The following is a 24649-nucleotide window of genomic DNA, read 5'->3' on the forward strand; positions in this document are numbered from 1 at the left end:
TCGCGCCCTAGCGCGGCGCCGGCGGCCGCTCCCGCCAGTAGCGCGGCTCCGCCTGCCGGAACGTCGACAGCGTGTAACCCGCGCGTGCCGTGTCCATGGTCACCGCGCCGGTTTCGTCGGTGCGATAGCGCAGGATGCCCGCGCGGCCAAAGCGCTCCCAGACTTCGGCGTTCGGATGGCGATAGCGGTTGCCATAGCCCAGCTGGAACACCGCGGCCGCGGGCCCGACCGTCTCGATCCAGTCCGCGCCGGACGACGTAGCGCTGCCGTGATGCGCCACCACCAGCACGTCGGCGCGCAAGGCTTCGGCCGGCATGCGCCCGATCAACGCACGCTCCTGCGCCAGGCCGATATCGCCGGTCAGCAGCAGGCTGTGCGCGGCAGTGTCCACGCGCAGCACGCAACTGCGCGCGTTGCTGGCGATGGCGGCCTGCTGCGACTGTTCAGGCAACGGGTGCAGCACGGCAAAGCGCACCCCGTCCCACTCCCATTGCTGTCCCGCGGCGCATGGGTTCCATCGGGCCGGACCGGTCCCATCATTCAGCGCGTCCAGCAGCGGGTGGCCGGCTGGCGCACCGGTGCTGCGCGCCGCCACGCCGACCGTTCCTACAATGTCCGCCACGCCGCCGGCATGATCGATGTCTTCATGGCTGACCATCAGGTGGTCGAGCCGCGCCACCCCTTCGGCGCGTAATAGCGGCACCACCACCCGAGCGCCCGCACTGGACCCCGACACATAGCCGGGTCCGGTGTCGTACAGCAGCGCATGCGAGCGCGTGCGCACCAGCACCGCGGTGCCCTGCCCGACGTCGAACATCACTGCGCGGAACTGGCCATCGGCCACCGGCGGGCCGCGCGCCACCAGCATCGGCAGCATCAGCAGTGCGCCATGCCGGCGCAGGCGCGCCGAAGCCACGGGCGCCACCAGCACGGCCACGCCAAGCGCGGCCAGCAGCAGCGCGACTGGCCCCGCGCTGGCGGCCTCCCACAATGCCCCGGGCAGCATGGAGAACCATGCCAGCACGGCCGCCAGCCCCTGCATGGCAAAGTGGGCACCGGCGATGACCGGCACGGCCAGCCACAGCGGCAGCGCGGCACCCAGCAGCGCCAGCGGCGTTACCAGCAGGCTGACCACGGGGATCGCCACCGCATTGGCAAACGGCGACACCACCGAGACCTGGCCGAACAGCAACAGCGTCAGCGGCACCAGCCCGATGGTCACGGCCCACTGGGTGCGCGCGCCCGCGGCAAGCGCGGCCCGCAGCCGTTGCCAGCGCCCTGCGATGGCGGCGTCGCGTCCCGGCCGGGCAGCGAAGAAGATCACCGCGACGGCACCGAAGGACAGCCAGAAACCGGGCAGCATGACCGCCCACGGGTCCAGCAGCAGCGCCACCAGCGCGGCGCAGGCCAGCACCACCGACGCCGGCGGCGCACGTGCCCCCCACACCGCGACCGCCGCGACGCAGAGCATGGCGACGGTGCGCAGCGCCGGGATCTGCATGCCGGCCAGCATGCCGTAGCCCAGCGCGGTGGCCACCGCCACCACCAGCGCGGCTTGCCGGGCCGGCAGCCACAATGGCAGTGGCCGTCGCAGCCAGCGGCCAAAGCCGAACGAGTGGCGCCACAACAGTCCGGTCAGCGACGCCGCCATGCCGGCCACCATGGTGATATGCAGCCCCGAAATGGCGACCAGGTGGCTCACGCCGGTGCGCCGGAACAATTGCCAGTCGTCCGCCTCGATGCCGCGCTGGTCGCCGATCACCAGCGCGACCAGCACCGCGCCGTAACGTGCCCCGGCCGGCAGCGCGGCGCGCAGGTGGTCGCGCACGGCCGCACGCCAGGCCTCGATGCGCCAGGCCAGCCGCTCCGAGGCGGCATCCTGCGGCGGACCGTGGGCGCGGCGCACGTAGCCGGTGGCGCCATAGCCTTGCGCTAGCAGCCAGTAGGCGTAATCGAAGCCAAACGGATTGGCGAGCCCGCGCGGGCGGCGCAGGCGCAGGGTCAGCGTAAAGCGTTGTCCCGGACTTAACTCGAGCGGCGCGTCGCGCCAGTTGAGGATGACCTGGCGCGGCAGCGGCTGGTCCGGCCCCGCCGACTGCTCGACGGTGAACGCGAAGCGTGTGCCGGTGGGGGATCGAGTGGGCAGCCCCGAGACCACCCCGCGCACGTCGAGGTTGCGCGCCTCCAGCGCCACGGGCAGCCATTCGCGCAGGCGCAGTTCGGCGCGCCAGGCAGCCCAGCAGTACGCCATGGCAAAGGCCAGCGCCGCCAGCGCCAGGACTTGCAGCAGGGCAGGCAGGCGCCTGCCCCACAGGGCCATGCCGATGGCGCACAAGGCCAGCAGCGCGGCGCCCAGGCGCAGGCCGTGCGATTGCGGCAGCGTCGACTGCTGCTGCAGGGCCCAGCACCCGGCCACGAATGCCACCACGAAGCGACGCACGGCACCTCCTCCGATGATCTTGCATTACCGGAGTTGTACCCGCGCGCAGGCGCGGCGAGCTTGTCAGCTTGTCAAGCAGGCGTGGAAGTTGTGTGACCGCCAGCAAGCGGAGGCGCCATGGTATCGGCAAACGCCGCCAGCCGCGGCAGCGCCGCCACGGCATTGCGCCAGGTCGCCTGCGCCAGCGTCAGTGCGTCGATGCCGCGCAGTTGCGCCATCACGCGCGCCACGCCGGCCACCTCGGCGGGCGTGTTGCGCGCCTTGTGCTGTTCGCCGAACTGGTCGTCCGACAGCCATGCCGGCGCGATGTCCGGCGCATCGGTTTCCAGCACCAGCGCCTCCAGCGGCAGTTCAGCCGCCAGCCGGCGGATCTGGCGCGCGCGGCTGAAGGTGACATTGCCGCCGAAGCCCAGCTTCAGGCCCTGCTCGACGAAGCGCCGCGCCTGTTCGTGGCTGCCGTTGAAGGCGTGGGCGATGCCGCGTTTGACGCCGAGCTTGCGCAGTTGCGCACCGACCTGGTCCTGCGATTTGCGCACGTGCAGCAGCACCGGCAGGTCGAACTGGCGCGCGATCTTCAGTTGTTCGACGTAAAGCCAGGTCTGGTGGTGCGCGTCCAGCCCCGCGACGAAGAAGTCGAGCCCGATCTCGCCGATGCCGACGAAGCGCGGGTCGTCCATGCTGGCGGCCACCTGGCGCCGCAGCGTGTCCACCTCGGCCTGGCCCGCGCCGGGCGAGCACAGCGGATGGATGCCCAGCGCATAGACGCAGCGCGCATCGCGATGCGCCAGCGCGCGCACGGTATCGAAGTTCCACGCGGCCACCGCCGGCACCACGATGCCGCGCACGCCGGCGGCCGCGGCCGCGTCGGTGACCTGCTCGCGGTCCGCGTCGAACTCGCCGGCGTCGAGGTGGCAATGGGTGTCGATCCACATGGCTGCGTACGCTTCAGCGTTCCTGGTGCAGGTGGCCGTCGCGCAGCCGCAGCACGCGGTCGCAGCGCCCGGCCAGGTCGAGGTCGTGGGTGACGATGACGAAGCTGGTGCCGAGCGTGCGCGACAGTTCCAGCATCAGGTCATAGACGCCGCCGGCGGTGTGGTCATCGAGATTGCCGGTGGGCTCGTCGGCCAGCACGCAGGCCGGCTGGCCCACCAGCGCGCGCGCAATGGCGACGCGCTGGCGCTCGCCGCCGGACAGCTCGCCCGGCCGGTGCCGCGAGCGCCCGCCCAGCCCGACGCGCTCCAGCATCGCCTGCGCAACCTCGCGCGCGGCGTGCTGGGTCAGTCCGCGGATGCGCAGCGGCATCGCCACGTTGTCGAGCGCGGTGAATTCCGGCAGCAGGTGGTGGAACTGGTAGACAAAGCCCAGCGAGCGGTTGCGCACCACGTTGCGCTCGCGCTCGCGCAGCGCCGTGAAGGGCTTGCCGAGCAGCGCAACGCGGCCGGAATCGGGCTCGTCGAGCCCGCCCAGCACATGCAGCAGCGTGCTCTTGCCCGAGCCCGAGGCGCCCACGATGGCCACCTTCTCGCCGGCGTTGACGCGCACGTCGACGCCGCGCAGCACGTCGACGTCGAGCTCGCCCTGGCGGAAGCGCTTGGTCAGGCCCTCGGCCACCAGCACCGGCGCACCGGTGCGCGGCAGGCCCGGCGCGGGCGTGGAAGTAGCGGCTTGCAGCACGGCTTCACTCATAGCGCAGCGCCTCCGCCGGATTGACGCGGGCGGCGCGCCAGCTGGGATAGAGCGTGGCCAGCGTGGCCAGCACGAAAGAGATGATGCCGATGGTGGCGATGTCGTTCACGCGGGGATCGGAAGGCAGTTGGCTGATGAAATAGATGTCGCGCGGCAGGAACTGCACGTGCAGCAGCCGCTCGATGAACGGCACGATCACGTCGATGTTGGTGGCGATCAGCGTGCCGCCGGCCACGCCCAGCAGCGTGCCGATAAAGCCGATGGCCACGCCCTGCACGATGAAGATCTTCATGATCGAGCCCGGCTGCGCGCCCATGGTGCGCAGGATGGCGATATCGGCCTGCTTGTCGGTGACGGTCATCACCAGCGTCGACACCAGGTTGAACGCGGCCACCGCGATGATCAGCGTCAGGATGATGAACATCATCCGCTTCTCGGTCTGCACCGCGGCAAACCAGTTGCGGTTCTGCTTCGACCAGTCGCGCAGGTAAAGCTCGCCCGACATGGTGCCGGCCAGCTCCTGCGCCACCAGCGGCGCGCGCTGCATGTCCTGCAGCTTCAGGCGCACCCCGGTGGGACCGCTCAGGCGGAACAGGGTCTCGGCGTCCTGCAGGTTGACCAGCGCCAGCGCGCTGTCGAACTCGAAGTGTCCGGATGAGAACACGCCTACCACGGTGAACTGCTTGAGCCGCGGCAGCACGCCCGCGGGCGTGATGGTGCCCTGCGGCGCCAGCAGCGTGACCTTGTCGCCGACCTGGACGCCCATGGCATTGGCCAGCTCGTTGCCCAGCGCGATGCCGAAGCTGCCCGGCACCAGCGCGGCCATGCTGCCGGCGCGGAACTGGCTGCCGATCTCCGACACCTTGGGCTCCTGCGACGGCTCCACGCCGCGCAGCAGCACGCCGCGCACGGCATCGTCGCGGGTCAGCATGGCCTGCGCCGCCACGTAGGGCGCGGCCCCGACCACCTCCTTGTTCTGCAGCGCCTCGGCCGCGGTCTTCTGCCAGTCCGGCAGCGCCGACGGGCCGATCACCTCGATATGCGCCAGCACCGACAGCATGCGGTCGCGCACTTCCTTCTGGAACCCGTTCATCACCGACAGCACCACGATCAGCGCGGCCACGCCGAGCGCGATGCCCAGCATCGAGATCATCGAGATAAACGAAATGAAGGTGTTGCGGCTGGCGCGCTTGCTTGCGCGGGTATATCGCCAGCCGATCTGCCACTCGTAGGGAAATTTCAAGAGGATTCCTGTTGTTTCGGAAAAGCGCCAGTGCCCGTCGGGGCGCCGCCGGCGGCACGCAGGCCAGCCGTGGCGGGCGGCGCCGCGCTCACGTTGTGGTCCGGTTCAGACTAGCGCGAGCCAGCCGGGAGTTTACAATCTCGCCACCATGATGACGCACCTGACCCTGATTGTGCCCTTTTCCGTCCCGCCCGGCGCCGGCGACGACGGCCGCGACGACGTCGTCCCCGGCGCGCTGCTGCGGCAATTGGAGCTGCCGGCGCTCGGAAAGTTGCTGACCCGGGCCGCACCCGGGCCGCGCGAGCGGCACGACGACCCCTTCCTGCGCAGCCTGCCGCAGGAACGCTGGCTGGCCGGCAAGACCGGACTGGATACGGGGCGGGTGCCGCTGGCGCCCTATATGCGGCTGGCCGACAGCGCCGGCGCGGCCACGGCCACCCCGGCCGACGCCGACGGCCAGTCGTGGGCCTGCCTGCAGCCGGTGCACATCCATGCCGCGCGCGATCACCTGGTGCTGATGCCGCCGGGCCAGCTGGGCCTGCGACCGCAGGAAGCCAGCGCGCTGCGCGAGGCCATCGACGCGCTGCTGCAGGAGTCCGGCATCGCGCTGGAGACGCCCTGCCCGCAGCGCTGGTACCTGCCCGAGGCGGTGTTCGGCCCGCTCGAGGCGACCACGCCGCTGCGCGCGGCGGGACGCAATATCGACATCTGGATGCAGGCCGGCGAGCGCGCACGCGACTGGCGCCGGCTGCAGAACGAAATCCAGATGACATGGTTCGACCACCGCGTCAACCAGGCCCGCGAAGCCGCCGGCGAGGTGCCGGTCAACTCGGTCTGGCTGTACGGCGGCGGCGCGCTGCAGTCGGTGCCGCGGCTGGCCGATACGGTGCTGAGCGGCGACCCGTTCCTGAACGGCCTGGCGCTGGCCGGCGGCAGCCGCGTGCTGCCGGTGCCGGCAGGCCTGGCCGGCGCGGCCGCGCTCGCAGGCTCGGTGCTGGCGATGCTCGACAGCGCCACCGAAGCGCATATCGCCGAAGACTGGGGCCTGTGGCTGGACCGCATGCACGCGCTCGATGCCGACTGGTTCGGTCCGGCGCTGGAGGCGCTGGCGGCCGGCAATATCGGCGCCATCACGCTGGTGCTGGGCGGCGAGAACCACTTTGCCGAGTTCACCGTGCGGCGCGCCGACCTGCGCAAGTTCTGGCGCGGCATGGGCCAGCGCGGCGACTGGCGCGCACTGCTGTCCGACCTCGCCCTTGCCGCCTGAAGCCATCGCTACTGACACCCCACTGCCGCCCCGCCCATGACCCGGATCGCCATCCGCCAATATTCGCCCGAACACGCCAGCGCGCTGGCCGCCACCGGCCTGCACCCGACGCTGGCGCGCATCCTGGCCGCGCGCGGCGTGGCCCGCGCCACGGAACTGGCCACGGACCTGCCCGAACTGGTGCCGCCCGCGGCCATGAAGGGCATCGACCACGCCGCGGCCTACCTGGCCGATGCCATCGCCGCAGGCAAGCGCCTGCTGATCGTTGCCGACTATGACTGCGACGGCGCCACCGCCTGCGCGGTGGGCGTGCGCGGGCTGCGCATGCTGGGCGCGCGGGTGGAGTACATCGTGCCCAACCGGTTCGAGTATGGCTATGGCCTGACACCGGAGATCGTGGCGCTGGCGGCGAAGCAGAATCCGGATGTGATCGTCACGGTGGACAACGGCATCGCCAGCGTCGACGGCGTGGCCGCGGCCAATGCGCTGGGCATCGACGTGGTGGTGACCGACCACCATCTGCCCGGCTCGGAGTTGCCGCAGGCCGCGGTGATCGTCAACCCGAACCAGCCGGGCTGCGAATTCCCCAGCAAGAACCTGGCGGGCGTGGGCGTGATGTTCTACGTGCTGCTGGCGCTGCGCGCCGAGCTGCGCCGCCGCGGCGTCTACACCCCGCAGACCCAGCCGCCGCTGCAGACGCTGCTGGACCTGGTGGCGCTGGGCACCGTGGCCGACGTGGTCAAGCTGGACACCAACAACCGCATCCTGGTGGCGCAGGGCCTGCGCCGCATGCGCGCCGGCCGGATGCAGCCCGGCGTCGCCGCGCTGTTCCGCGCCGCCGGCCGCGAGGCCGTGCGCGCCAATACCTTCGACCTGGGCTTCGGCCTGGGCCCGCGCCTGAATGCGGCCGGCCGGCTGGCCGACATGTCGCTGGGCATCGAATGCCTGCTGACCGACGATGCCAACCGCGCCTGGGAAATCGCCCAGGAGCTGGACAGCATGAACCGCGAGCGGCGCGACATCGAGGCCGGCATGCAGCAGGAAGCGCTGCGCATCCTGGAGCAGCCCATGGCCGGACTGGCCGGTGCGGATGCCTCGCGCTTTACCGTCAGCGTGTTCAACGATACCTGGCACCAGGGCGTGATCGGCATCGTGGCATCGCGGCTCAAGGACAAGTTCCACCGTCCCACCATCACCTTCGCGCCGGGCGACGACACCACCGTCAAGGGCTCGGGCCGCTCGATCCCGGGCTTCCACCTGCGCGATGCGCTCGACCTGGTGTCCAAGCGCCACCCCGGCATGCTGCTCAAGTTCGGCGGCCACGCCATGGCGGCGGGACTGACCGTGCGCGCCGAACGCTTTGCCGAGTTCCAGGAAGCCTTCGAGGCGGTCGGGCGCGAATGGCTGACCGACGACCAGCTGGCGCGCGTGATCGAGACCGATGGCGATATCGAGGACCAGTGCTTCAGCCCGGAGTTCGTCACCCTGCTGGAACAGCAGGTGTGGGGCCAGGGCTTCCCGGCGCCGACCTTCTGCGGCGAGTTCGACGTGCTGCGCCAGAGCGTGCTCAAGGGCAAGCACCTGAAGCTGCAGCTGGGCCGGGGCAGCCAGCGCTTCGACGCGATCTGGTTCAACCATGCCGACTCGCTCGGCGCCAGCGCGCAGGTGGCGTACCGGCTCGACAACAACACCTTCAACGGCGTCACCCGCGTGCAGCTGGTGATCGAGCACGCGCAGTAGCGTGCCCTGGGCGCGGCGCGCCCTGCTCAGCCGCGCGACGGCAGGTAGCTGGCCGGATTCACCGGCTTGCCGTTGCCGCGCACCTCGAAGTGCAGCTCGCTCGGGCTCGCGCCCATGCGGCCCACGTCCTGCCCCGCCGACACCTGCGCGCCCTCGCTGACCAGCGGCTGGTCGAGGTTGCCGTACACGGTGAGCCAGTCGTCGTTGTGCTTGACGATCACCAGCATGCCGTAGCCGCGCAGGTTGCCGACGTGGATGGCGCGGCCGGCGGCGGCGGCGCGCACCGTGCCGTTGGCCGGCACGGCAATGCTGAGGCCCTTGCTGGCGGGCGGGGAGAAGCCCGCCGTGACGCGACCGTCGGCCGGCCATTGCAAGCGGATGCTGCTGGCCGGCGGCCGGGACGCCGCGGCGCTGTCGGCGCGCGGCGTATCGGTCACGGCCTGGCCGGTGCCGGTCGACGCGGTGGCGCTGCCGGCCGCGGCGCCCGGCGGACGCACGCGGATCAGCTGGCCCACCTCGATCTGGCTGGGGCTGGTGATGTCGCTGTTCCAGCGGGTCAGGTCGCGCACGCTGCGGTGGTGCTTGCGCGCGATCGAATACAGCGTGTCGCCGCGCTCGACGCGGTAGTAGCCGTCCGGCACGGGCCCACCCGTGGTGCCGCAGCCGGCCGTGATCGCCGCCGTCGCGGCCGCCAGCAGCAGGCCCAGCGTACGGCGCCGGCCTGGCTCGATGTCATGTCTGGTTTTCGTCATGCGTCCTGTTCTTGGTCTGTGCCGGGGGCGGCTTGCGACCCATATTATCGCCGCGCGCACCGCCCGGCACCGCCGGATAGACCGCGCCGGCGCCGTTGCGTTCGGTTCGGGGCGCCGCCGTGACGGCCCGCAAGCCCCGATTTGCCGCGCCGATCCGCTATAATTCGAGGTTTTCGAAGCGCAGGAACATCATGGAAGCAGAACGCCTCAACGCCATCTCCGGTGCCATCTCCGATCTCCGTTCCCGGACGGAAGATCTACGGGGGTATCTTTGACTACGATGTCAAAGTAGGAAGGCTGGACGAAGTCAACGGCCTGCTGGAAGACCCCGACGTCTGGAACAACCCCAAGCGGGCCCAGGACCTCGGCAAGGAAAAGAAGATGCTCGAGGGCGTGGTCGGCGTCCTGGGCAAGCTCACCGATGACCTCGTCGGTGCCGAAGAGCTGTTCGAGCTCGCCAAGGAAGAAGGCGACGACGACACCCTCGAATCGATCGAGACCGACGTCAAGGGCTTCGAGGCGGTGGTGGCCGACATGGAATTCCGCCGCATGTTCGCCGGCGAGATGGACCAGGCCAATGCCTTCATCGACATCCAGGCCGGCGCCGGCGGCACTGAAGCGTGCGACTGGGCCTCGATGCTGCTGCGCCAGTACCTGAAGTACTGCGAGCGCAAGGGCTTCAAGGCCGAGGTGCTGGAAGAGTCCGAAGGCGACGTGGCCGGCATCAAGAGCGCGACCATCAAGATCGAGGGCGAGTACGCCTTCGGCTACCTGCGGACCGAGACCGGCGTGCACCGCCTGGTGCGCAAGTCGCCGTTCGATTCGTCGGGCGGGCGCCATACCTCGTTCTCGTCGGTGTTCGTCTACCCCGAGGTGGACGACTCGTTCGAAGTGGAAGTCAACCCGGCGGACCTGCGCGTGGATACCTACCGCGCTTCGGGCGCGGGCGGCCAGCACATCAACAAGACCGATTCGGCCGTGCGGATCACGCATATCCCGACCGGGATCGTGGTGCAGTGCCAGAACGACCGCTCGCAGCACCGCAACCGCGCCGAGGCCATGTCGATGCTGAAGTCGCGCCTGTACGAGCACGAGATGCGCAAGCGCCAGGCCGAGGCCGACAAGCTCGAGGCCGGCAAGACCGACGTGGGCTGGGGCCACCAGATCCGCTCCTACGTGCTGGACCAGAGCCGCATCAAGGACCTGCGCACCAACGTGGAAATGTCCAACACCCAGAAGGTGCTGGACGGCGACCTGGACCCGTTCATCGAGGCCAGCCTCAAGCAGGGACTCTAAGACCGTACCCGCCGCCGGCCGGCGGCGGCACAGCAACCCATCCATCGCTGTACCGCCGCCCGCGCCTTGCCGGCACGACGGCCTTTCCGACCGGGGCACCATGAGCGAAGCCAATCACCTGTACATCATCACCGGCGCCTCGCGCGGGCTGGGCGCGGCACTGACCAACGCCCTGCTCGTGCCAGGCAACCGCCTGATCTGCGTCGCGCGCAGCCGCAACACCGAGCTGGAGCGCATCGCCACGCTTAGCGGCGTGCCGGTGGCCTGGCACCTGCAGGACCTGTCGCAGGCCGGCCCTGCCGCAACCTGGCTCGCCAGCGTGCTCGACACGCTCGACCTGCCGCCAACCAGCGCCACGCTGATCCTGAACGCCGGCGTGGTCGAGCCGATCGGGCCGGTCGCGGCGCTGCAGGAAAAATCGCTGGTGCCGCACCTGCTGACCAACCTGGCGGCGCCGATGACCATGACCGCGGCGTTCCTGGAGCGCACCGAGAAGTTCGGTTGCCCGCGCAAGGTGCTGGCGATCTCTTCCGGCGCGGCACGGCGCCCGATCGAAGGCTGGAGCGCCTACTGCGCCGGCAAGGCCGGGCTCGACATGTTCATGCGCTCGGTCAACGCCGAGTACGCCCGGGCCGAAGCGCCGCGCACCGTGCGCGCGGTGGCGCTGGCGCCGGGCGTGATCGATACCGGCATGCAGGCCACCATCCGCAATGCCGATTTTGCCCAGGTGCAGCGCTTCCGCGAGCTCAAGGCCAACCAGCAGCTCGCCTCGGCAGAGGAAACCGCCGGCCGCATCGTCGCCTACCTGCACCGCCCGGATTTCGGCAGCACCGAGCTGGACGATCTCCGCAACCACTGAAGCCATACTGAACCCGCGCGCGGCACCGCGCGCGACCGACAAGACATCATGACCGAACCGAACCGCGCCCAGGCCCCGGCGCAGAACAAGGCCGCCGCCGCCGACACGCCCGCCGTCGACGAAAACAAGATCATCGCGGAGCGGCGCGAAAAACTGGCCGCGCTGCGCCAGCAAGGGGTGGCTTTCCCCAACGATTTCCGCCCCACCCACCAGGCCGCCGCGCTGCAGGCGCAGTATGCCGAGACCGAACAGGCCACGCTCGAGGCCGCGCCGGTCGAGGTCGCCATCGCCGGGCGCATGATGCTCAAGCGCGTGATGGGCAAGGCCAGCTTCGCCACCGTGCAGGACGGCAGCGGCCAGATCCAGTTCTACATCACCCGCGACAAGGTCGGCGAAGAGGTCTACGCGGCCTTCAAGCACTGGGACCTGGGCGACATCATCAGCGCCCGCGGCGAGCTGTTCCGCACCAACAAGGGCGAACTGTCGGTGCAGGTGCGCGAGCTGCGCCTGCTGTCCAAGTCGCTGCGTCCGCTGCCGGACAAGTTCCACGGCCTGGCCGACCAGGAAATGAAGTACCGCCAGCGCTATGTCGACCTGATCGTGTCGCCGGAAACGCGCAACACCTTCCGCGCGCGTACCGACGCGATCTCGTCACTGCGCCGCCATATGGCCGACGCCGGCTTCATGGAAGTGGAAACGCCGATGCTGCACCCGATCCCGGGCGGTGCCGCGGCCAAGCCGTTCATCACGCACCACAACGCGCTGGACATGCAGATGTTCCTGCGCATCGCGCCCGAGTTGTACCTCAAGCGCCTGATCGTCGGCGGCTTCGAGCGCGTGTTCGAGATCAACCGCAACTTCCGCAACGAGGGGGTGAGCCCGCGCCACAACCCCGAGTTCACCATGATGGAGTTCTACGCGGCCTACACCGACTACCGCTGGCTGATGGACTTCACCGAAGACCTGATCCGCAAGGCCGCGATCGACGCGCGCGGCAGCGCCGTGCTGACGTACCAGGAGCGCGAGCTGGACCTGTCGAAGCCGTTCCACCGCCTGACCATCTGCCAGGCGATCCAGAAGTTCGCGCCGCAGTACACCGACGCGCAGCTCGGCGATGCCGAATTCCTGCGCACCGAGCTGAAGAAGTTCGGCGTCAACACCAACGCGCCGCAGTTCCTCAATGCCGGGCTGGGCACGCTGCAACTGGTGCTGTTCGAGGAAACCGCCGAGAGCCAGCTGTGGGAGCCGACCTTTATCGTCGACTACCCGGTCGAGGTCTCGCCGCTGGCGCGTGCCTCCGACACGGTGCCGGGCATCACCGAGCGCTTCGAACTCTTCATCACCGGCCGCGAGATCGCCAACGGCTTCTCCGAGCTGAACGACGCCGAAGACCAGGCCGACCGCTTCCGCAAGCAGGTCGAGCAGAAGGACGCCGGCGACGAGGAAGCGATGTACTTCGACGCCGACTATATCCGCGCGCTGGAATACGGCATGCCCCCGACGGGCGGCTGCGGCATCGGCATCGACCGGCTGGTGATGCTGCTGACGGACAGCCCCAATATCCGTGACGTGATTCTGTTCCCGCATCTGCGGCGGGAAGACTGAGGCATTGCAAACCAGCAGGTAATCAGGGCTGTGTAGCAGCATCAAAGCAAAAAGGCCGGCATCAAGCCGGCCTTTTTCTCATTCCTGACATCAGGAAGTCATTCCGCTTCCTCGATCCACGCCTGCTGGATTGCCTCCAGGATCTTCTCGCCCGAGCGCGCCGGATCGTCGGCAAAGCCGTCGAGTTCCAGCACCCAGCGGCGCAGGTCGGTAAAACGCACGCCGGCCGGGTCGACCTCCGGGAACTTGTCGTACAGGGCTTCAGCGATGGCGTAGGTATCGGTCCACTTCATGGGCTTGTTCTCCGCTGGGGTCTGTGCCGGCCGCTCAGTGGCCTTCCTTGGCGTGGTTGATGGTGTACTTGGGAATCTCGACGGTCAGGTCTTCCTCGTCGACGATGGCCTGGCACGACAGGCGCGAATTCGGCTCCAGGCCCCAGGCCTTGTCGAGCAAATCCTCTTCCTTTTCCTCAGCCTCGTTGAGCGAGTCGAAGCCCTCGCGCACGATCACGTGGCACGTGGTGCAGGCACAGGACTTCTCGCACGCGTGCTCGAGATCGATACCGTGGGAGAGCAGCGAATCCAGCACGCTGACGCCCTTCTCGGCCTCGATCACCTTCCCTTCCGGGCAGTATTCGACGTGGGGCAAAACAATGATCTGTGGCATGTCGTTTCCTGGGTTCTGTAGTGCGGTGCAAGTGTGGTGATCAGCCCAGCTCCTGCACCTTGCGCCCCGCCAGTGCGCTTTTGATCGAGCGGTCCATGCGGCGCGCCGCAAATTCGTCGGTACCGTGCGAGAGCTGCTCCACCGCGGCGCGGATGGCGAGATGGTCATCGCCCGTGGCAATCTCGCGCGCCGTCGCCATCAGCGCTTCCACCGCCGCGCGCTCCTCGGCGGACAGCAGGTCGCCGTCGGTTTCCAGCGCACGCTGCGTGGCTTCGACCAGGCGGTCAGCTTCCACGCGTTCCTCCGCCAGCGCACGGCTCTTCATGTCGTGCTCGGCCTCGCGGAAGCTGTCCTGCAGCATGCGTGCGATATCGTCGTCGGCCAGCCCGTACGACGGCTTGACCGTGACCGAGGCCTCCACGCCCGAATGCGTCTCGCGCGCGGTCACCGACAGCAGCCCGTCGGCATCGACCTGGTAGGTCACGCGGATGCGCGCCGCGCCCGCGACCATCGGCGGGATGCCGCGCAGCTCGAAGCGCGCCAGCGAACGGCAGTCGCTGGCAAGCTCGCGCTCGCCCTGCAACACGTGGATCGCCATCGCGGTCTGGCCATCCTTGAAGGTGGTGAATTCCTGCGCGCGCGCCACCGGGATGGTGCTGTTGCGCGGGATGATCTTCTCGACCAGGCCGCCCATGGTCTCCACGCCCAGCGACAGCGGGATCACGTCGAGCAGCAGCCAGTCCTCGCCCGGGGCATGGTTGCCGGCCAGCAGGTTGGCCTGCATCGCGGCGCCCAGCGCCACCACGCGGTCCGGATCGAGGTTGGTGAGCGGGGTCTGGCCGAAGAAATCGCCCACCGCCTTGCGGATCGACGGCATGCGCGTGGCGCCGCCGACCAGCACCACGCCCTTGACGTCTTCGGGCGTCACGCCGGCGTCGCGCAGCGCCTTGCGCACCGGCGCCAGGGTCTTCTGCACCAGGTGGGCGGTGATCTGCTCGAAAGTCTCGTCGGTCAGCGTCAGGTGCACGATCTCGCCTGAGTCGAGCACGGCATCGATCACGGTGCTGTCCGCTTCCGACAAGGCTTCCTTGGCGGCGCGCGCGCGCACCATCAGCAGGCGCATGTCCTGTGCCGACAGCGGCTGCAGGCCGGCCTGCTCGACGATCCAGCACAGCAGGCGCTGGTCGAAGTCATCGCCGCCCAGCGCCGAATCCCCGCCGGTGGCCAGCACTTCGAACACGCCCTGGGTGAGCTTGAGCACCGAGATATCGAAGGTACCGCCGCCGAGGTCATACACGGCATAGATGCCTTCGGCGGCGTTGTCGAGGCCGTAGGCAATGGCCGCGGCGGTGGGCTCGTTGAGCAGGCGCAGCACTTCCAGGCCGGCCAGGCGCGCGGCGTCCTTGGTCGCCTGGCGCTGGGCCTCGTCGAAATAGGCCGGCACCGTGATGACGGCGCCGACCAGGTCGTCGCCGAGGCTGTCTTCGGCGCGCTGGCGCAGCGTGGCCAGGATCTCGGCCGAGATCTCGACCGGGCTCTTCACGCCGGCCGCGGTCTTGATCTGCACCATGCCGGGCGCATCGACGAAGTCGTACGGGCTGTGCTCGATATTGGCCACGTCGCGCAGGCCGCGGCCCATGAAGCGCTTGACCGAGACGATGGTGTTCTTGGGGTCGCGCACCGCCTCGTCCTGGGCCCGGTAGCCGATATGCGCGGTACGGTCCGGCAGGTAGCGCACCACCGACGGCAGCAGTGCGCGGCCGCGCTCGTCGGCCAGCACTTCGGGAATGCTGCTGCGCACCGCGGCCACCAGCGAGTTGGTGGTGCCGAGGTCGATGCCGACGGCCAGGCGGCGTTGGTGGGGCGCCGGCGACATGCCGGGTTCGGAAATCTGGAGCAGTGCCATGGTAATTCTTCGCTGTCTTGTACGGCAGGGGAAACCGCCATGCGGGGCGGCATGCGTGCGGTTTTCAGGCCGGGCGCCATTGTGTCATGGCCCCGGCGATCTTGCCGGTCAGTCTTCCAGCCGGTCGATGGCCTCGCTGGTATCGTGCTCGATCTTCTCGATAAACATCAGTTGCCGCACCGCGCCGCCGGCCGCGTCGTTGTCGCCAGCATCGAGCAGCGCGCCCAGCGCTGCGTGGCGTTCGCGCTTTTCCTGGCGCAGCTCGCGCAGCAGCGCATCGAGGCGGTCCACGTCGCGCGCTTCCACCGCCTCCTGCAGCGCCTCGCGCCATTCCATCTGCTGCATCAGGAACGCGGGCGACATGGCGGTGTTGTTCTCCGCCTGCACGTCGACGCCGCGCAGCTTGAGCAGGTAGGTCGCGCGCCGCAGCGGCTGGCGCAGCGTGCGGTAGGCTTCGTTGGCATGCGCGGCCCACTGCATCGCCACGCGGCGCTCGGCGTCGCCGGCCTTGGCGAAGCGGTCCGGATGCGCCTGCGACTGTACGGTGCGGTAGGCCGCGTCCAGCGCGGCCTCGTCGACGCCGTACTGCACCGGCAGGCCGAACAGCGCAAAAAAATCGTCTTTCAACTGCTTCCCCAAGAAAAAAGAGCGGCCGCGCCGCCCTTCGTCCGTGCTGCCGCCGCTACCGCGCGGGCTGGCTGGCCCACTCGGCCGGCGGCTCGTTGCGGTCGCACTTCAGGCAGTTCACCCGCGTGCCGATCATGGCGGCGCGGCCCGCCTCGCTCTGCGTCCACGGCCGCGACTGCCACGGCGGGTCGTGCCGCACATGCTGGCCATGGCCGCAGTCGAGTTCGGCCACCCAGTGGCCTTCCTCGTCCCGGCGGAAGCCGACGATGCTGCGCTCCACCGGCCCTGCCCGCGTCAGCCTGCGCTGGCGTACGTCAGACCGTGAACGACTCGCCGCAGCCGCACTCGTCCTTGACGTTGGGATTGTTGAAGCGGAAGCCTTCGTTCAACCCTTCGCGCGCGTAGTCGAGTTCGGTGCCGTCGATATACGGCAGGCTCTTGGCGTCGACGATGACCTTGATGCCGTGCGATTCGAACACCTGGTCTTCCGGCAGCAGGTCGTCGACGTATTCCAGCTTGTAGGCCAGGCCCGAGCAGCCGGTGGTCTTCACGCCCAGGCGCAGGCCCACGCCCTTGCCGCGGCGTTCCAGGTAGCGCGCCACATGCTTGGCGGCCTTCTCGGTCATGGTGATCATCGTTGCGTTCCTTCGTCGGTGCCGTGCTCAGTGCGACAGGTCAGGCGGCCTTCTGCTCGGCGCCGTGCTTCTTTTTGTAGTCTTCGACGGCGGCCTTGATCGCGTCTTCGGCCAGGATCGAGCAGTGGATCTTCACCGGCGGCAGCGCCAGTTCCTCGGCGATCTGGGTGTTCTTGATCTCCAGCGCCTGGTCCACGGTCTTGCCCTTGACCCATTCGGTCACCAGCGACGACGAAGCGATGGCCGAGCCGCAGCCGTAGGTCTTGAACTTGGCGTCTTCGATCACGCCAGCCTCGTTGACCTTGATCTGCAGCTTCATCACGTCGCCGCAAGCCGGGGCACCGACCATGCCGGTGCCGACCGCATCGTCGTTCTTGTCGAACGAACCGACGTTGCGGGGGTTTTCATAGTGGTCGAGAACCTTCGTGCTGTATGACATTTGGCTTACCTCTTGCGTATCTTTTACGGGGGTCTTGCTGTTATTTTGGCGGGATCCCGCGGGTGCTCATGCGCTCAGTGCGCGGCCCACTGGATCGAATTCAGGTCGACGCCGTCCTTGAACATTTCCCACAGCGGCGACAGGTCGCGCAGCTTGCCGATCTTGCTCTTGAGCAGCTCGACGGTGTAGTCGATTTCCTGCTCGGTGGTGAAGCGGCCCACCGTGAAGCGGATCGAGCTGTGCGCCAGCTCATCATTGCGGCCCAGCGCGCGCAGCACATACGACGGCTCCAGCGAGGCCGAGGTGCAGGCCGAGCCCGACGACACCGCCACGTCCTTGATCGCCATGATCAGCGACTCGCCTTCGACGAAGTTGAAGCTGACATTCAGGTTGTGCGGCACGCGGTGCTCCAGGTCACCGTTCAGGTAGACCTCTTCCATGTCGGACAGGCCGTTCCACAGGCGGTCGCGCAGCATGCGGATGCGCTCGTTTTCCGTCGCCATCTCTTCGCGGGCGATGCGGAAGGCTTCGCCCATGCCGACGATCTGGTGCGTGGCCAGCGTGCCCGAGCGCATGCCGCGCTCATGGCCGCCGCCGTGCATCTGCGCCTCGATGCGCACGCGCGGCTTGCGGCGCACGTACAGCGCGCCGACGCCCTTGGGGCCGTAGGTCTTGTGGGCCGAGAACGACATCAGGTCGCACTTCAGCCGGTTCAGGTCGATCGTCACCTTGCCGGTCGCCTGCGCGGCGTCGCAATGGAAGATGATGCCCTTCTCGCGGCAGATCGCGCCGATCTGCTCGACGTCCTGGATCACGCCGATCTCGTTGTTGACCAGCATCACCGACACCAGGATGGTGTCCGGGCGCAGCGCCTGCCTGAACACTTCCATGTCGAGCAGGCCGTTGTCCTTCACGTCCAGGTAGGTCACTTCAAAGCCCTGGCGCTCCAGCTCGCGCGTGGTGTCGAGCACGGCTTTGTGCTCGGTCTTCACGGTGATGATGTGCTTGCCCTTGCCCGAATAGAAATTCGCGGCGCCCTTGATCGCCAGGTTGTTCGATTCGGTCGCCCCCGAGGTCCACACGATTTCGCGCGGGTCGGCGCCGACCAGAGCGGCCACCTGCTCGCGTGCTTCTTCCACCGCGCGCTCCGCTTCCCAGCCGTACGCATGGCTGCGCGACGCGGGATTGCCGAACTGCTCGCGCAGGTACGGAATCATCTTGTCCGCCACGCGCGGGTCCACCGGCGTGGTGGCCGAGTAATCCATGTAGATGGGGAAATGTGGGGTGCTCATCGTTATGACTGCCTTGTAAGGGACCGCTGATCGCTGTGTTGCTGTCTTGCCGGCGCGCTCAGGATTGCGCCAGGCTGAAAACTGAATTCACCATTCTGGCCCGGACCGGTTTTTCCTGCTTGTCGGCCTTGCCGCGCGCGGCGGCGGCGACCGGCTGCGCGGCGTCTTCGCGCATGTCGTGCAGCACGGCGGGCTGGCGCTCGCGCTGCTGGTCCACCAGGTTCTTCAGGGAAACCGAGTCGAGGTACTCGACCATCTTCTGGTTCAGCGTGGCCCACAATTCGTGGGTCATGCAACGCCCCGAGCCGTCATCTCCGTTACAATTGCCCTTGCCGCCGCACTGGGTGGCATCCAGCGGCTCGTCCACGGCAATGATGATGTCGGCCACGGTGACGTCCTCGGCCTTGCGCGCCAGGCTGTAACCGCCGCCCGGGCCGCGCACGCTTTCGACGATCTCGTGCCGGCGCAGCTTGCCGAACAGCTGCTCCAGGTATGACAGCGAGATTTTCTGCCGCTGGCTGATGCCGGCGAGCGTGACCGGTCCCTGGTCCTGGCGCATGGCCAGGTCGATCATCGCAGTGACCGCGAAGCGGCCTTTGGTGGTCAGTCTCATGGTGCAGGGCTCTGGGGTGAAGCGTGGGGGTGAAGCTAATACTTGATCGTTTCCGTCAAGTATAAAGGTACCCGACTAATTCAGTCAACTACCCCTGCCGCACCGCACCACTTCCGCCCTCAGGCCTGGCGCCCGCCTGCGGCCGCGTGCGCAGGTGCCACGCGCGGCGGCACCAGCAGCGACAACGGCTGTTTCAGGATGCGTCGCCGCACGGCCGCGCTCAGGTCGGCGCGATCGATGCGCCGCAAGTTGCGTGACCGCAGCGCCATATTGAATGCGAGCGCAAAGCTGACCGCGACGTTCAGCATGCCCATCAGCGCAATGCCCGCCACCGCCAGCCACAGCGCCGGCATGCGCAGCGCATCCCAACCCAGCACGCCGATCGCGGCGCCCACCGACCCGGTCGACAGCGTCACATGGCGCACTTCCATATGCGGGCCGAAAAAGCTCAGGATCTCCGGCCCCAGCCCCAGCAGCAGGCCCAGCGACACGTTGGCGACGATGCCCGACAGGTTGCGTTTCCAGAAGTCCGCCACCCGGGTGGCGCCGCGTGCGCCCAGCACATACTGCAGGCGCCGGTGGTAGGCCATCACGTCGTGCACGCGGTGCAGCGCGAACCAGTTGTCGGCCCAGCCCGCGAACAGGCTCGACAGCCACAGCAGCACGCCGGTAAAGGCCGCGTACAGCGGCGTCGGTCCCAGGATCGAAAAGGACTCGATGGTGGCGATCGCCTTGGCCGGCGTGATCAGGTTGGTGCCCAGCAGCCTTTGCGCCAGCCACTGCACGCCCAGCGCCACCGGGAACACCACTGCCAGGTTGCCGGCAATGGCCGCCGCGTTGGAGCGGATCATGGCGACGGTGTCGTCGACAAAGATCTCGCGCCCTTCCGGCCGCCCGGCGTTGTCCAGCCGGTGCGCCAGCGCGGGTCCGGTCATGGCCGGCTGCTTGGTCGCCAGCGTGAAGTGCGCGAAATGGATGGCCAAAAAGCTGCCGGCATAGTTGAGCGAGGCCAGCACGCCTTCGCTGAACTTGTCCAGGTGCAAGCCATAGATCAGGAACTTCAGGTACACCGTGGCCACCGAGACCAGGCCGCCGCCCGCCGCGGCGCGCACCAGCTCGGCATATTCGCGGCGGTCACGGGTGATGTAGTGCTCGCCGGTCTCGGCCGAGCGCTCCACCACCTTGCGCGCCAGCTGTGCGAACGAGGTGCCGGCCAGATGCGCAATGCTGCGCCGCGCCTGGGTCGAGCGGATCAGCTCGGCCACCAGGTGCGCCGGCATGCCGGGACGGCCTGGCTCGACCCACGCCGCAAGCAGCAGCTCGATGCGGCTGAGCTGCACCTTCATGCGCTCGATCTGGAACACCACCTCGACCGACACGCCGTTTTCCTCCAGATCTTCGTACACCTGGCGGGCGGCGGCGTGGCAGCCGTCGAGCAGCGCGCGGAAGTAGTTCAGGCGATGGCCGAAGCTGTTGTCGTCGCGGCGCAGGCCGTCCTCGCGCAAGGCCTGGACGGCCTCATCCAGGCGGAAGAACGGGGTCTCCTCGACACACCCCGCCAGGCGCGAGCGGATCGCCTGGCTCAGCCCGGTGGCGCGCACCTGGCTGACCAGCACCGCGATGCTGGTGGCCAGGGTCTGGCCGAGCGCCGCGCGATAGCGCGCCAGGCCAGCCGCCTCGCCCTCGGCGTGGCCGGTTTCCAGCACGCGGGCCAGCCGCGCCATCAGCGCAGCGTCGATGGCATCGACCCACTCGGCATCGTCGTCGCCGACGAACACCAGCGCAAACAGCGCGGCCATGTCGCTGCGGTTCGGCGGCGGCGGCAGGAAGCGGCTCTGCAGCCGGCTCACCATCTCGCTGAAGAAGCCGGGATGCTGGGCCACGCCGGTATCGCAGAACAGGCCGGTGGGATCGTTCTCGCGCAGCAGGCTGCGAACCGTCTGCGCAAAGCTCGCGGCCCAGTCCGGATGCCGCTCCAGCACCTGCAGCAGGTAGCGCAGGCGCACGTGCTCCGGATGGCGACGCGGCGCGCCGTCTTCCTGGCTGTCGTCATCGGCGCCGAGGCCGCCGTCGCGACGGATCCAGAAGGCCAGTTCGATCAGCCAGCCGTTGCGCTCGGCCAGCGGCGCCTGCGGATCGGCCGCACTCAGGATGGCGTCGAGCTGCAGGCTGGCATTGCGCGACTCGCGCCATTTGCGAAACAGTTTGCGAAGCATGGAATTCTTGCAGGGATGGGGCCGCCGGCCGCGGGCGCAGGACGCCGCGGCGGGGCCGGGAAGGAAGGCAGCGGACCGGCTCAGCCGGCCGGATGCTGCAGGCGCTGGCGCAGTTCGGCCACCAGGCCGTCGCAGGCATCCTCGATGTAGTCGAGCACGCGCTCGAAGCCATCGCCTTCGCCGTAATACGGGTCAGGAACCTCGTCGGCGTGGTGGCGGGTGGCGAAGCTCATCAGCAGCCGCACCTTGTCGCCGGCATCCGGGCGCAGCCGCAGCAGGCCGGCCAGGTTCTCGCGGTCCATCGCCAGGATCAGGTCGAAGCGGTCGAAGTCGGGCACCCCGACCTTGCGCGCGCGCAGCGCCGAAAGGTCGTAGCCGCGCTGCAGCGCATGGCGCTGGGTGCGGGGATCGGGGGCGCGGCCGAGGTGGTATTCATGCGTGCCGGCCGAATCCAGTTCAACCAGCGCCGCCAGTCCGGCGGCATCGAGCTTGGCGCGCAGCACGCCCTCCGCCGTGGGGGAACGGCAGATATTCCCCATGCAACACATCAGGATGGCGTATGGCTTCATCGGATCAAGGCTTGGCAGGGTGGCATGGAGGCGCGATTCTACCTGCCGCGCCTTTCGCCGGCCCGGCGTGTCGCAGCGCTGGGCGGCTGGGGGCGCTAGGCGAGCTGCCTGGCCAGCCGCTCGCCGTGCGCAAACCCCGCCACCTGCGCGGCCTCGGCCGACTTGTAGTGATCGGTGATGCGCGAGCTGTCGGTCAGCGTGCCGGCGGCCCGGATGTTGGTGCCGGGGCGGCAGACGCGCACCGTGTACGACCATTCGCTTTGTGAGCGCTGCCTGACCTGCACTTGCACTTCGTGGGTTTCATAGACCTTCTTTTTCCATTCGCCGATGTCGGTCATTGTGGTTTCTCCACGGGAAATGGGGGTACTCGCCGGCGCGCTAGCTGACTTCGCCCGCGTCGATCGCGCGCATCGCGCCCGCCTCCGCCAGCGCGATCGCGGCCTCAGGCGTGGGCGCGTCGCCGGCAATTGCCTCGAAGCTGGGGCCGGTCGGTTCGCCGAACGCGTCGGCGATGCGCATCTGCGCGGCAAAGCCGCCGCCGGCATTCGGGACCGCGGTGACGACCACCGCGTAGCCGCCGTATTCAAACTGGCGTTCCATCGTGCCTCCTTCGCCGCGGTCCGTTGCCCTGCTCCGCTGGCGCTGCCGAGGATTTCACTATAGGCGAAGCGCGCCCGGCGTTGCGACGTATCAGGCAGCCGGCAGCGCGCCCTCTCCGCTGGCGCCGAACACCTGCGCCTTGAGCTTGGCCAGCTGGTCGCGCACCTGCGCGGCCTGTTCGAACTCCAGGTTGCGCGCATGGTCGAGCATGAGCTTCTCCAGCCGTTTGATCTCCTTGGAGACCTGCTTTTCGCTCATCTCCTCGTAGCGGGCCTGCTCCTGCGCCGCCTGCAGCTCGGCCCGGGCGTCGCTGACGTTGTAGACGCCGTCGATGATGTCCTTGATGCGCTTGACCACGCCGCGCGGCGTGATGCCGTTGGCTTCGTTGAAGGCGATCTGCTTGGCGCGGCGGCGCTCGGTCTCGTCGATGGCCTTCTTCATCGAGTCGGTCATGCGGTCCGCGTACAGGATGGCGGTGCCGTTGACGTTGCGCGCGGCGCGGCCGATGGTCTGGATCAGCGAGCGCTCGGCACGCAGGAAGCCTTCCTTGTCCGCGTCGAGGATCGCCACCAGCGATACCTCCGGGATGTCCAGCCCCTCGCGCAGGAGGTTGATGCCCACCAGCACGTCGAAGGTGCCCAGGCGCAGGTCGCGGATGATCTCGACGCGCTCGACGGTATCGATATCCGAGTGCAGGTAGCGCACCTTGACGCCGTTCTCGGTCAGGAACTCGGTCAGCTGCTCGGCCATGCGCTTGGTCAGCGTGGTCACCAGCACACGCTCGCCGGCCTCGACCCGGACATGGATCTCGGACAGCAGGTCATCCACCTGCGTGGTCGCCGGGCGCACCATGATGGTCGGGTCGACCAGGCCGGTCGGCCGCACCACCTGCTCAACCACCTGGCCGGCGTGCTCCTGTTCGAACTGCGCGGGCGTCGCGGAGACGAACATCACCTGGCGCATCTTGCGCTCGAACTCGTCGAACTTGAGCGGCCGGTTGTCCAGCGCCGACGGCAGCCGGAAGCCGTACTCCACCAGCGTGGTCTTGCGCGCGCGGTCGCCGTTGTACATGCCGTTGAGCTGGCCGATCAGCACATGCGACTCGTCCAGGAACATCAGCGCGTCGGGCGGAAGGTAGTCGACCAGCGTCGGCGGCGGGTCGCCGGGGCGCGCGCCGGACAGGTGCCGTGAATAGTTCTCGATGCCCTTGCAGAAGCCCAGCTCGGACAGCATCTCGAGGTCGAAGCGGGTGCGCTGCTCGAGCCGCTGCGCCTCCACCAGCCGGTTTTCCTTGTGGAAGAACTCGAGCCGCTCGCGCAGCTCGTCCTTGATCGCCTCGATCGCGCGCAGCACGGTCTCGCGCGGGGTCACGTAGTGGCTCGACGGGTAGACCGTGAAGCGCGGGATCTTCTGCCGCACCCGCCCCGTCAGCGGGTCGAAGAAATGCAGCGATTCGACTTCGTCGTCGAACATCTCCAGCCGCACCGCCATCTCGGCATGCTCGGCCGGGAAGATGTCGATGGTGTCGCCGCGCACGCGGAAGGTGCCGCGCTGGAAGTCGGTCTCGTTGCGGGTGTACTGCATCGCGATCAGGCGCGCGATCACGTCGCGCTGGCTGATCTTGTCGCCGGCCCGCAGCGTCAGGATCATCTGGTGGTATTCGGTCGGGTTGCCGATACCGTAGATCGCCGACACGGTCGCGACGATGACAGTGTCGCGGCGCTCCAGCAGGCTCTTGGTCGCCGACAGCCGCATCTGCTCGATATGCTCGTTGATCGACGAGTCCTTCTCGATAAACAGGTCGCGCTGCGGGACATAGGCCTCGGGCTGGTAGTAGTCGTAGTAGCTGACGAAGTACTCGACGGCATTGCGCGGGAAGAACTCGCGGAATTCCGCGTAGAGCTGCGCCGCCAGCGTCTTGTTGGGCGCGAACACGATGGCCGGCCGTCCCATGCGCGCGATCACGTTGGCCATGGTGAAGGTCTTGCCGGAACCGGTGACGCCCAGCAGGGTCTGGAACGACAGGCCGTCTTCCACCCCCTCCACCAGCTGCCGGATTGCCTCGGGCTGGTCGCCGGCGGGCGGGAACGGCTGGTACAACTGGAACGGGGAGCCGGGAAATGTGACGAATTTGTCTTCGTCCAGGGCCGGCGCGGCTTCGGCAAGGTTCGTCATAGGGGCGTGACTAGGGAAATACC

24 protein-coding genes are annotated in these 24649 nt (G+C 68.5%); 5 read left to right on the plus strand and 19 right to left on the minus strand.

Annotation, left to right across the window (positions count from 1 at the left end; translation table 11 throughout):
- Window positions 1–7: 7 nt before the first annotated feature.
- The 4 genes from MKD50_RS13530 to MKD50_RS13545 form a co-directional block, all read right to left on the minus strand.
- Window positions 8–2440: a DNA internalization-related competence protein ComEC/Rec2 gene (locus MKD50_RS13530; protein WP_252667332.1), complete on the minus strand. Its 2433-nt coding sequence runs from the start codon at window positions 2438–2440 to the stop codon at window positions 8–10.
- A gap of 71 nt (window positions 2441–2511) precedes the next feature.
- A complete protein-coding gene (locus tag MKD50_RS13535; RefSeq protein WP_240074087.1) occupies window positions 2512–3372 on the minus strand; it encodes a TatD family hydrolase in 861 nt (286 codons plus the stop codon).
- A 13-nt stretch (window positions 3373–3385) separates the two neighbouring features.
- Window positions 3386–4126, minus strand: a complete 741-nt coding sequence (gene lolD / locus MKD50_RS13540; RefSeq protein WP_240074086.1) for a lipoprotein-releasing ABC transporter ATP-binding protein LolD — start codon at window positions 4124–4126, stop codon at window positions 3386–3388.
- The gene (locus tag MKD50_RS13545) at window positions 4119–5369 is read right to left on the minus strand and encodes a lipoprotein-releasing ABC transporter permease subunit (protein WP_115662509.1); all 1251 of its coding nucleotides are present in this window, start codon (window positions 5367–5369) and stop codon (window positions 4119–4121) included. The genes lolD and MKD50_RS13545 overlap by 8 nt, the downstream gene beginning before the upstream one ends.
- Window positions 5370–5517: 148 nt before the next feature.
- Between MKD50_RS13545 and MKD50_RS13550 the strand changes: the two genes are divergently transcribed.
- A complete protein-coding gene (locus MKD50_RS13550) occupies window positions 5518–6636 on the plus strand; it encodes a hypothetical protein (protein ID WP_252667333.1) in 1119 nt (372 codons plus the stop codon).
- 36 nt (window positions 6637–6672) lie between these two features.
- The gene (recJ, locus tag MKD50_RS13555) at window positions 6673–8376 is read left to right on the plus strand and encodes a single-stranded-DNA-specific exonuclease RecJ (RefSeq protein ID WP_115706506.1); all 1704 of its coding nucleotides are present in this window, start codon (window positions 6673–6675) and stop codon (window positions 8374–8376) included.
- A 26-nt stretch (window positions 8377–8402) separates the two neighbouring features.
- Here the strand turns inward: recJ and MKD50_RS13560 are convergent, their stop codons facing one another.
- Window positions 8403–9128 (minus strand): peptidoglycan DD-metalloendopeptidase family protein, encoded by a 726-nt coding sequence (locus MKD50_RS13560; RefSeq protein WP_240074082.1) that lies wholly within the window; start codon window positions 9126–9128, stop codon window positions 8403–8405.
- Window positions 9129–9319: 191 nt separating this feature from the next.
- Here MKD50_RS13560 and prfB point away from each other — a divergent pair.
- The 3 genes from prfB to lysS all read left to right on the plus strand — a co-directional run bounded on the left by prfB (window position 9320) and on the right by lysS (window position 12888).
- A protein-coding gene (gene prfB, locus MKD50_RS13565; protein ID WP_115706504.1) for a peptide chain release factor 2 occupies window positions 9320–10424 on the plus strand; the annotation gives its coding sequence in 2 pieces (ribosomal slippage) (window positions 9320–9400 and window positions 9402–10424; 1104 coding nt in all).
- 100 nt (window positions 10425–10524) lie between these two features.
- The gene (locus MKD50_RS13570; RefSeq protein ID WP_115706503.1) at window positions 10525–11283 is read left to right on the plus strand and encodes an SDR family oxidoreductase; all 759 of its coding nucleotides are present in this window, start codon (window positions 10525–10527) and stop codon (window positions 11281–11283) included.
- Between the two features lie 48 nt (window positions 11284–11331).
- The gene (lysS, locus tag MKD50_RS13575) at window positions 11332–12888 is read left to right on the plus strand and encodes a lysine--tRNA ligase (protein WP_115706502.1); all 1557 of its coding nucleotides are present in this window, start codon (window positions 11332–11334) and stop codon (window positions 12886–12888) included.
- A gap of 98 nt (window positions 12889–12986) precedes the next feature.
- Here lysS and iscX read toward each other — a convergent pair whose 3' ends face one another.
- The 14 genes from iscX to uvrB form a co-directional block, all read right to left on the minus strand.
- Window positions 12987–13181, minus strand: coding sequence for a Fe-S cluster assembly protein IscX (iscX, locus tag MKD50_RS13580; RefSeq protein ID WP_012352438.1), 195 nt, complete (start codon window positions 13179–13181; stop codon window positions 12987–12989).
- Between the two features lie 34 nt (window positions 13182–13215).
- Complete coding sequence (fdx, locus tag MKD50_RS13585) at window positions 13216–13554, minus strand: ISC system 2Fe-2S type ferredoxin (protein WP_025582290.1); 339 nt, start codon at window positions 13552–13554, stop codon at window positions 13216–13218.
- A gap of 40 nt (window positions 13555–13594) precedes the next feature.
- Entirely contained in the window at window positions 13595–15460 is a 1866-nt protein-coding gene (gene hscA, locus MKD50_RS13590; protein ID WP_252667334.1) for a Fe-S protein assembly chaperone HscA, read from the minus strand.
- A gap of 108 nt (window positions 15461–15568) precedes the next feature.
- A complete protein-coding gene (hscB, locus tag MKD50_RS13595; protein ID WP_252667335.1) occupies window positions 15569–16087 on the minus strand; it encodes a Fe-S protein assembly co-chaperone HscB in 519 nt (172 codons plus the stop codon).
- A gap of 55 nt (window positions 16088–16142) precedes the next feature.
- Complete coding sequence (locus MKD50_RS13600; RefSeq protein ID WP_111519645.1) at window positions 16143–16367, minus strand: DUF3565 domain-containing protein; 225 nt, start codon at window positions 16365–16367, stop codon at window positions 16143–16145.
- Between the two features lie 34 nt (window positions 16368–16401).
- Window positions 16402–16722, minus strand: a complete 321-nt coding sequence (gene iscA, locus MKD50_RS13605) for an iron-sulfur cluster assembly protein IscA (protein WP_115706499.1) — start codon at window positions 16720–16722, stop codon at window positions 16402–16404.
- Between the two features lie 40 nt (window positions 16723–16762).
- Window positions 16763–17161, minus strand: a complete 399-nt coding sequence (gene iscU, locus MKD50_RS13610; RefSeq protein WP_010809025.1) for a Fe-S cluster assembly scaffold IscU — start codon at window positions 17159–17161, stop codon at window positions 16763–16765.
- 74 nt (window positions 17162–17235) lie between these two features.
- Window positions 17236–18459: an IscS subfamily cysteine desulfurase gene (locus MKD50_RS13615; RefSeq protein ID WP_269469265.1), complete on the minus strand. Its 1224-nt coding sequence runs from the start codon at window positions 18457–18459 to the stop codon at window positions 17236–17238.
- Between the two features lie 52 nt (window positions 18460–18511).
- Window positions 18512–19066 carry a Fe-S cluster assembly transcriptional regulator IscR gene (iscR, locus tag MKD50_RS13620; RefSeq protein WP_011614910.1) on the minus strand — a complete coding sequence of 185 codons (555 nt, stop codon included), beginning with the start codon at window positions 19064–19066 and terminating at the stop codon, window positions 18512–18514.
- A gap of 119 nt (window positions 19067–19185) precedes the next feature.
- Window positions 19186–21282, minus strand: coding sequence for a site-specific recombinase (locus MKD50_RS13625; protein WP_252667336.1), 2097 nt, complete (start codon window positions 21280–21282; stop codon window positions 19186–19188).
- Between the two features lie 80 nt (window positions 21283–21362).
- The gene (locus MKD50_RS13630) at window positions 21363–21851 is read right to left on the minus strand and encodes a low molecular weight protein-tyrosine-phosphatase (protein WP_240074079.1); all 489 of its coding nucleotides are present in this window, start codon (window positions 21849–21851) and stop codon (window positions 21363–21365) included.
- Between the two features lie 95 nt (window positions 21852–21946).
- Window positions 21947–22189: a hypothetical protein gene (locus MKD50_RS13635; RefSeq protein ID WP_115706495.1), complete on the minus strand. Its 243-nt coding sequence runs from the start codon at window positions 22187–22189 to the stop codon at window positions 21947–21949.
- A 40-nt stretch (window positions 22190–22229) separates the two neighbouring features.
- Entirely contained in the window at window positions 22230–22451 is a 222-nt protein-coding gene (locus MKD50_RS13640; protein WP_252667337.1) for a hypothetical protein, read from the minus strand.
- Window positions 22452–22541: 90 nt separating this feature from the next.
- Window positions 22542–24626 (minus strand): excinuclease ABC subunit UvrB, encoded by a 2085-nt coding sequence (gene uvrB / locus MKD50_RS13645; RefSeq protein WP_115706494.1) that lies wholly within the window; start codon window positions 24624–24626, stop codon window positions 22542–22544.
- Between the last annotated feature and the right edge of the window lie 23 nt (window positions 24627–24649).

It is taken from the genome of Cupriavidus mimosae, assembly GCF_023952485.1.
GTDB lineage: Bacteria > Pseudomonadota > Gammaproteobacteria > Burkholderiales > Burkholderiaceae > Cupriavidus > Cupriavidus taiwanensis_C.

Coding starts and splice junctions, on each gene's coding strand:
- MKD50_RS13535 (WP_240074087.1), bottom strand. CDS start 3,372: ATGTGGATCGACACCCATTGCCACCTCGACGCCGGCGAGTTCGACGCG.
- lolD (WP_240074086.1), bottom strand. CDS start 4,126: ATGAGTGAAGCCGTGCTGCAAGCCGCTACTTCCACGCCCGCGCCGGGC.
- MKD50_RS13550 (WP_252667333.1), top strand. CDS start 5,518: ATGATGACGCACCTGACCCTGATTGTGCCCTTTTCCGTCCCGCCCGGC.
- recJ (WP_115706506.1), top strand. CDS start 6,673: ATGACCCGGATCGCCATCCGCCAATATTCGCCCGAACACGCCAGCGCG.
- MKD50_RS13560 (WP_240074082.1), bottom strand. CDS start 9,128: ATGACGAAAACCAGACATGACATCGAGCCAGGCCGGCGCCGTACGCTG.
- MKD50_RS13570 (WP_115706503.1), top strand. CDS start 10,525: ATGAGCGAAGCCAATCACCTGTACATCATCACCGGCGCCTCGCGCGGG.
- lysS (WP_115706502.1), top strand. CDS start 11,332: ATGACCGAACCGAACCGCGCCCAGGCCCCGGCGCAGAACAAGGCCGCC.
- iscX (WP_012352438.1), bottom strand. CDS start 13,181: ATGAAGTGGACCGATACCTACGCCATCGCTGAAGCCCTGTACGACAAG.
- fdx (WP_025582290.1), bottom strand. CDS start 13,554: ATGCCACAGATCATTGTTTTGCCCCACGTCGAATACTGCCCGGAAGGG.
- hscA (WP_252667334.1), bottom strand. CDS start 15,460: ATGGCACTGCTCCAGATTTCCGAACCCGGCATGTCGCCGGCGCCCCAC.
- iscA (WP_115706499.1), bottom strand. CDS start 16,722: ATGATCACCATGACCGAGAAGGCCGCCAAGCATGTGGCGCGCTACCTG.
- iscU (WP_010809025.1), bottom strand. CDS start 17,161: ATGTCATACAGCACGAAGGTTCTCGACCACTATGAAAACCCCCGCAAC.
- iscR (WP_011614910.1), bottom strand. CDS start 19,066: ATGAGACTGACCACCAAAGGCCGCTTCGCGGTCACTGCGATGATCGAC.
- MKD50_RS13625 (WP_252667336.1), bottom strand. CDS start 21,282: ATGCTTCGCAAACTGTTTCGCAAATGGCGCGAGTCGCGCAATGCCAGC.
- MKD50_RS13630 (WP_240074079.1), bottom strand. CDS start 21,851: ATGAAGCCATACGCCATCCTGATGTGTTGCATGGGGAATATCTGCCGT.
- MKD50_RS13635 (WP_115706495.1), bottom strand. CDS start 22,189: ATGACCGACATCGGCGAATGGAAAAAGAAGGTCTATGAAACCCACGAA.
- MKD50_RS13640 (WP_252667337.1), bottom strand. CDS start 22,451: ATGGAACGCCAGTTTGAATACGGCGGCTACGCGGTGGTCGTCACCGCG.
- uvrB (WP_115706494.1), bottom strand. CDS start 24,626: ATGACGAACCTTGCCGAAGCCGCGCCGGCCCTGGACGAAGACAAATTC.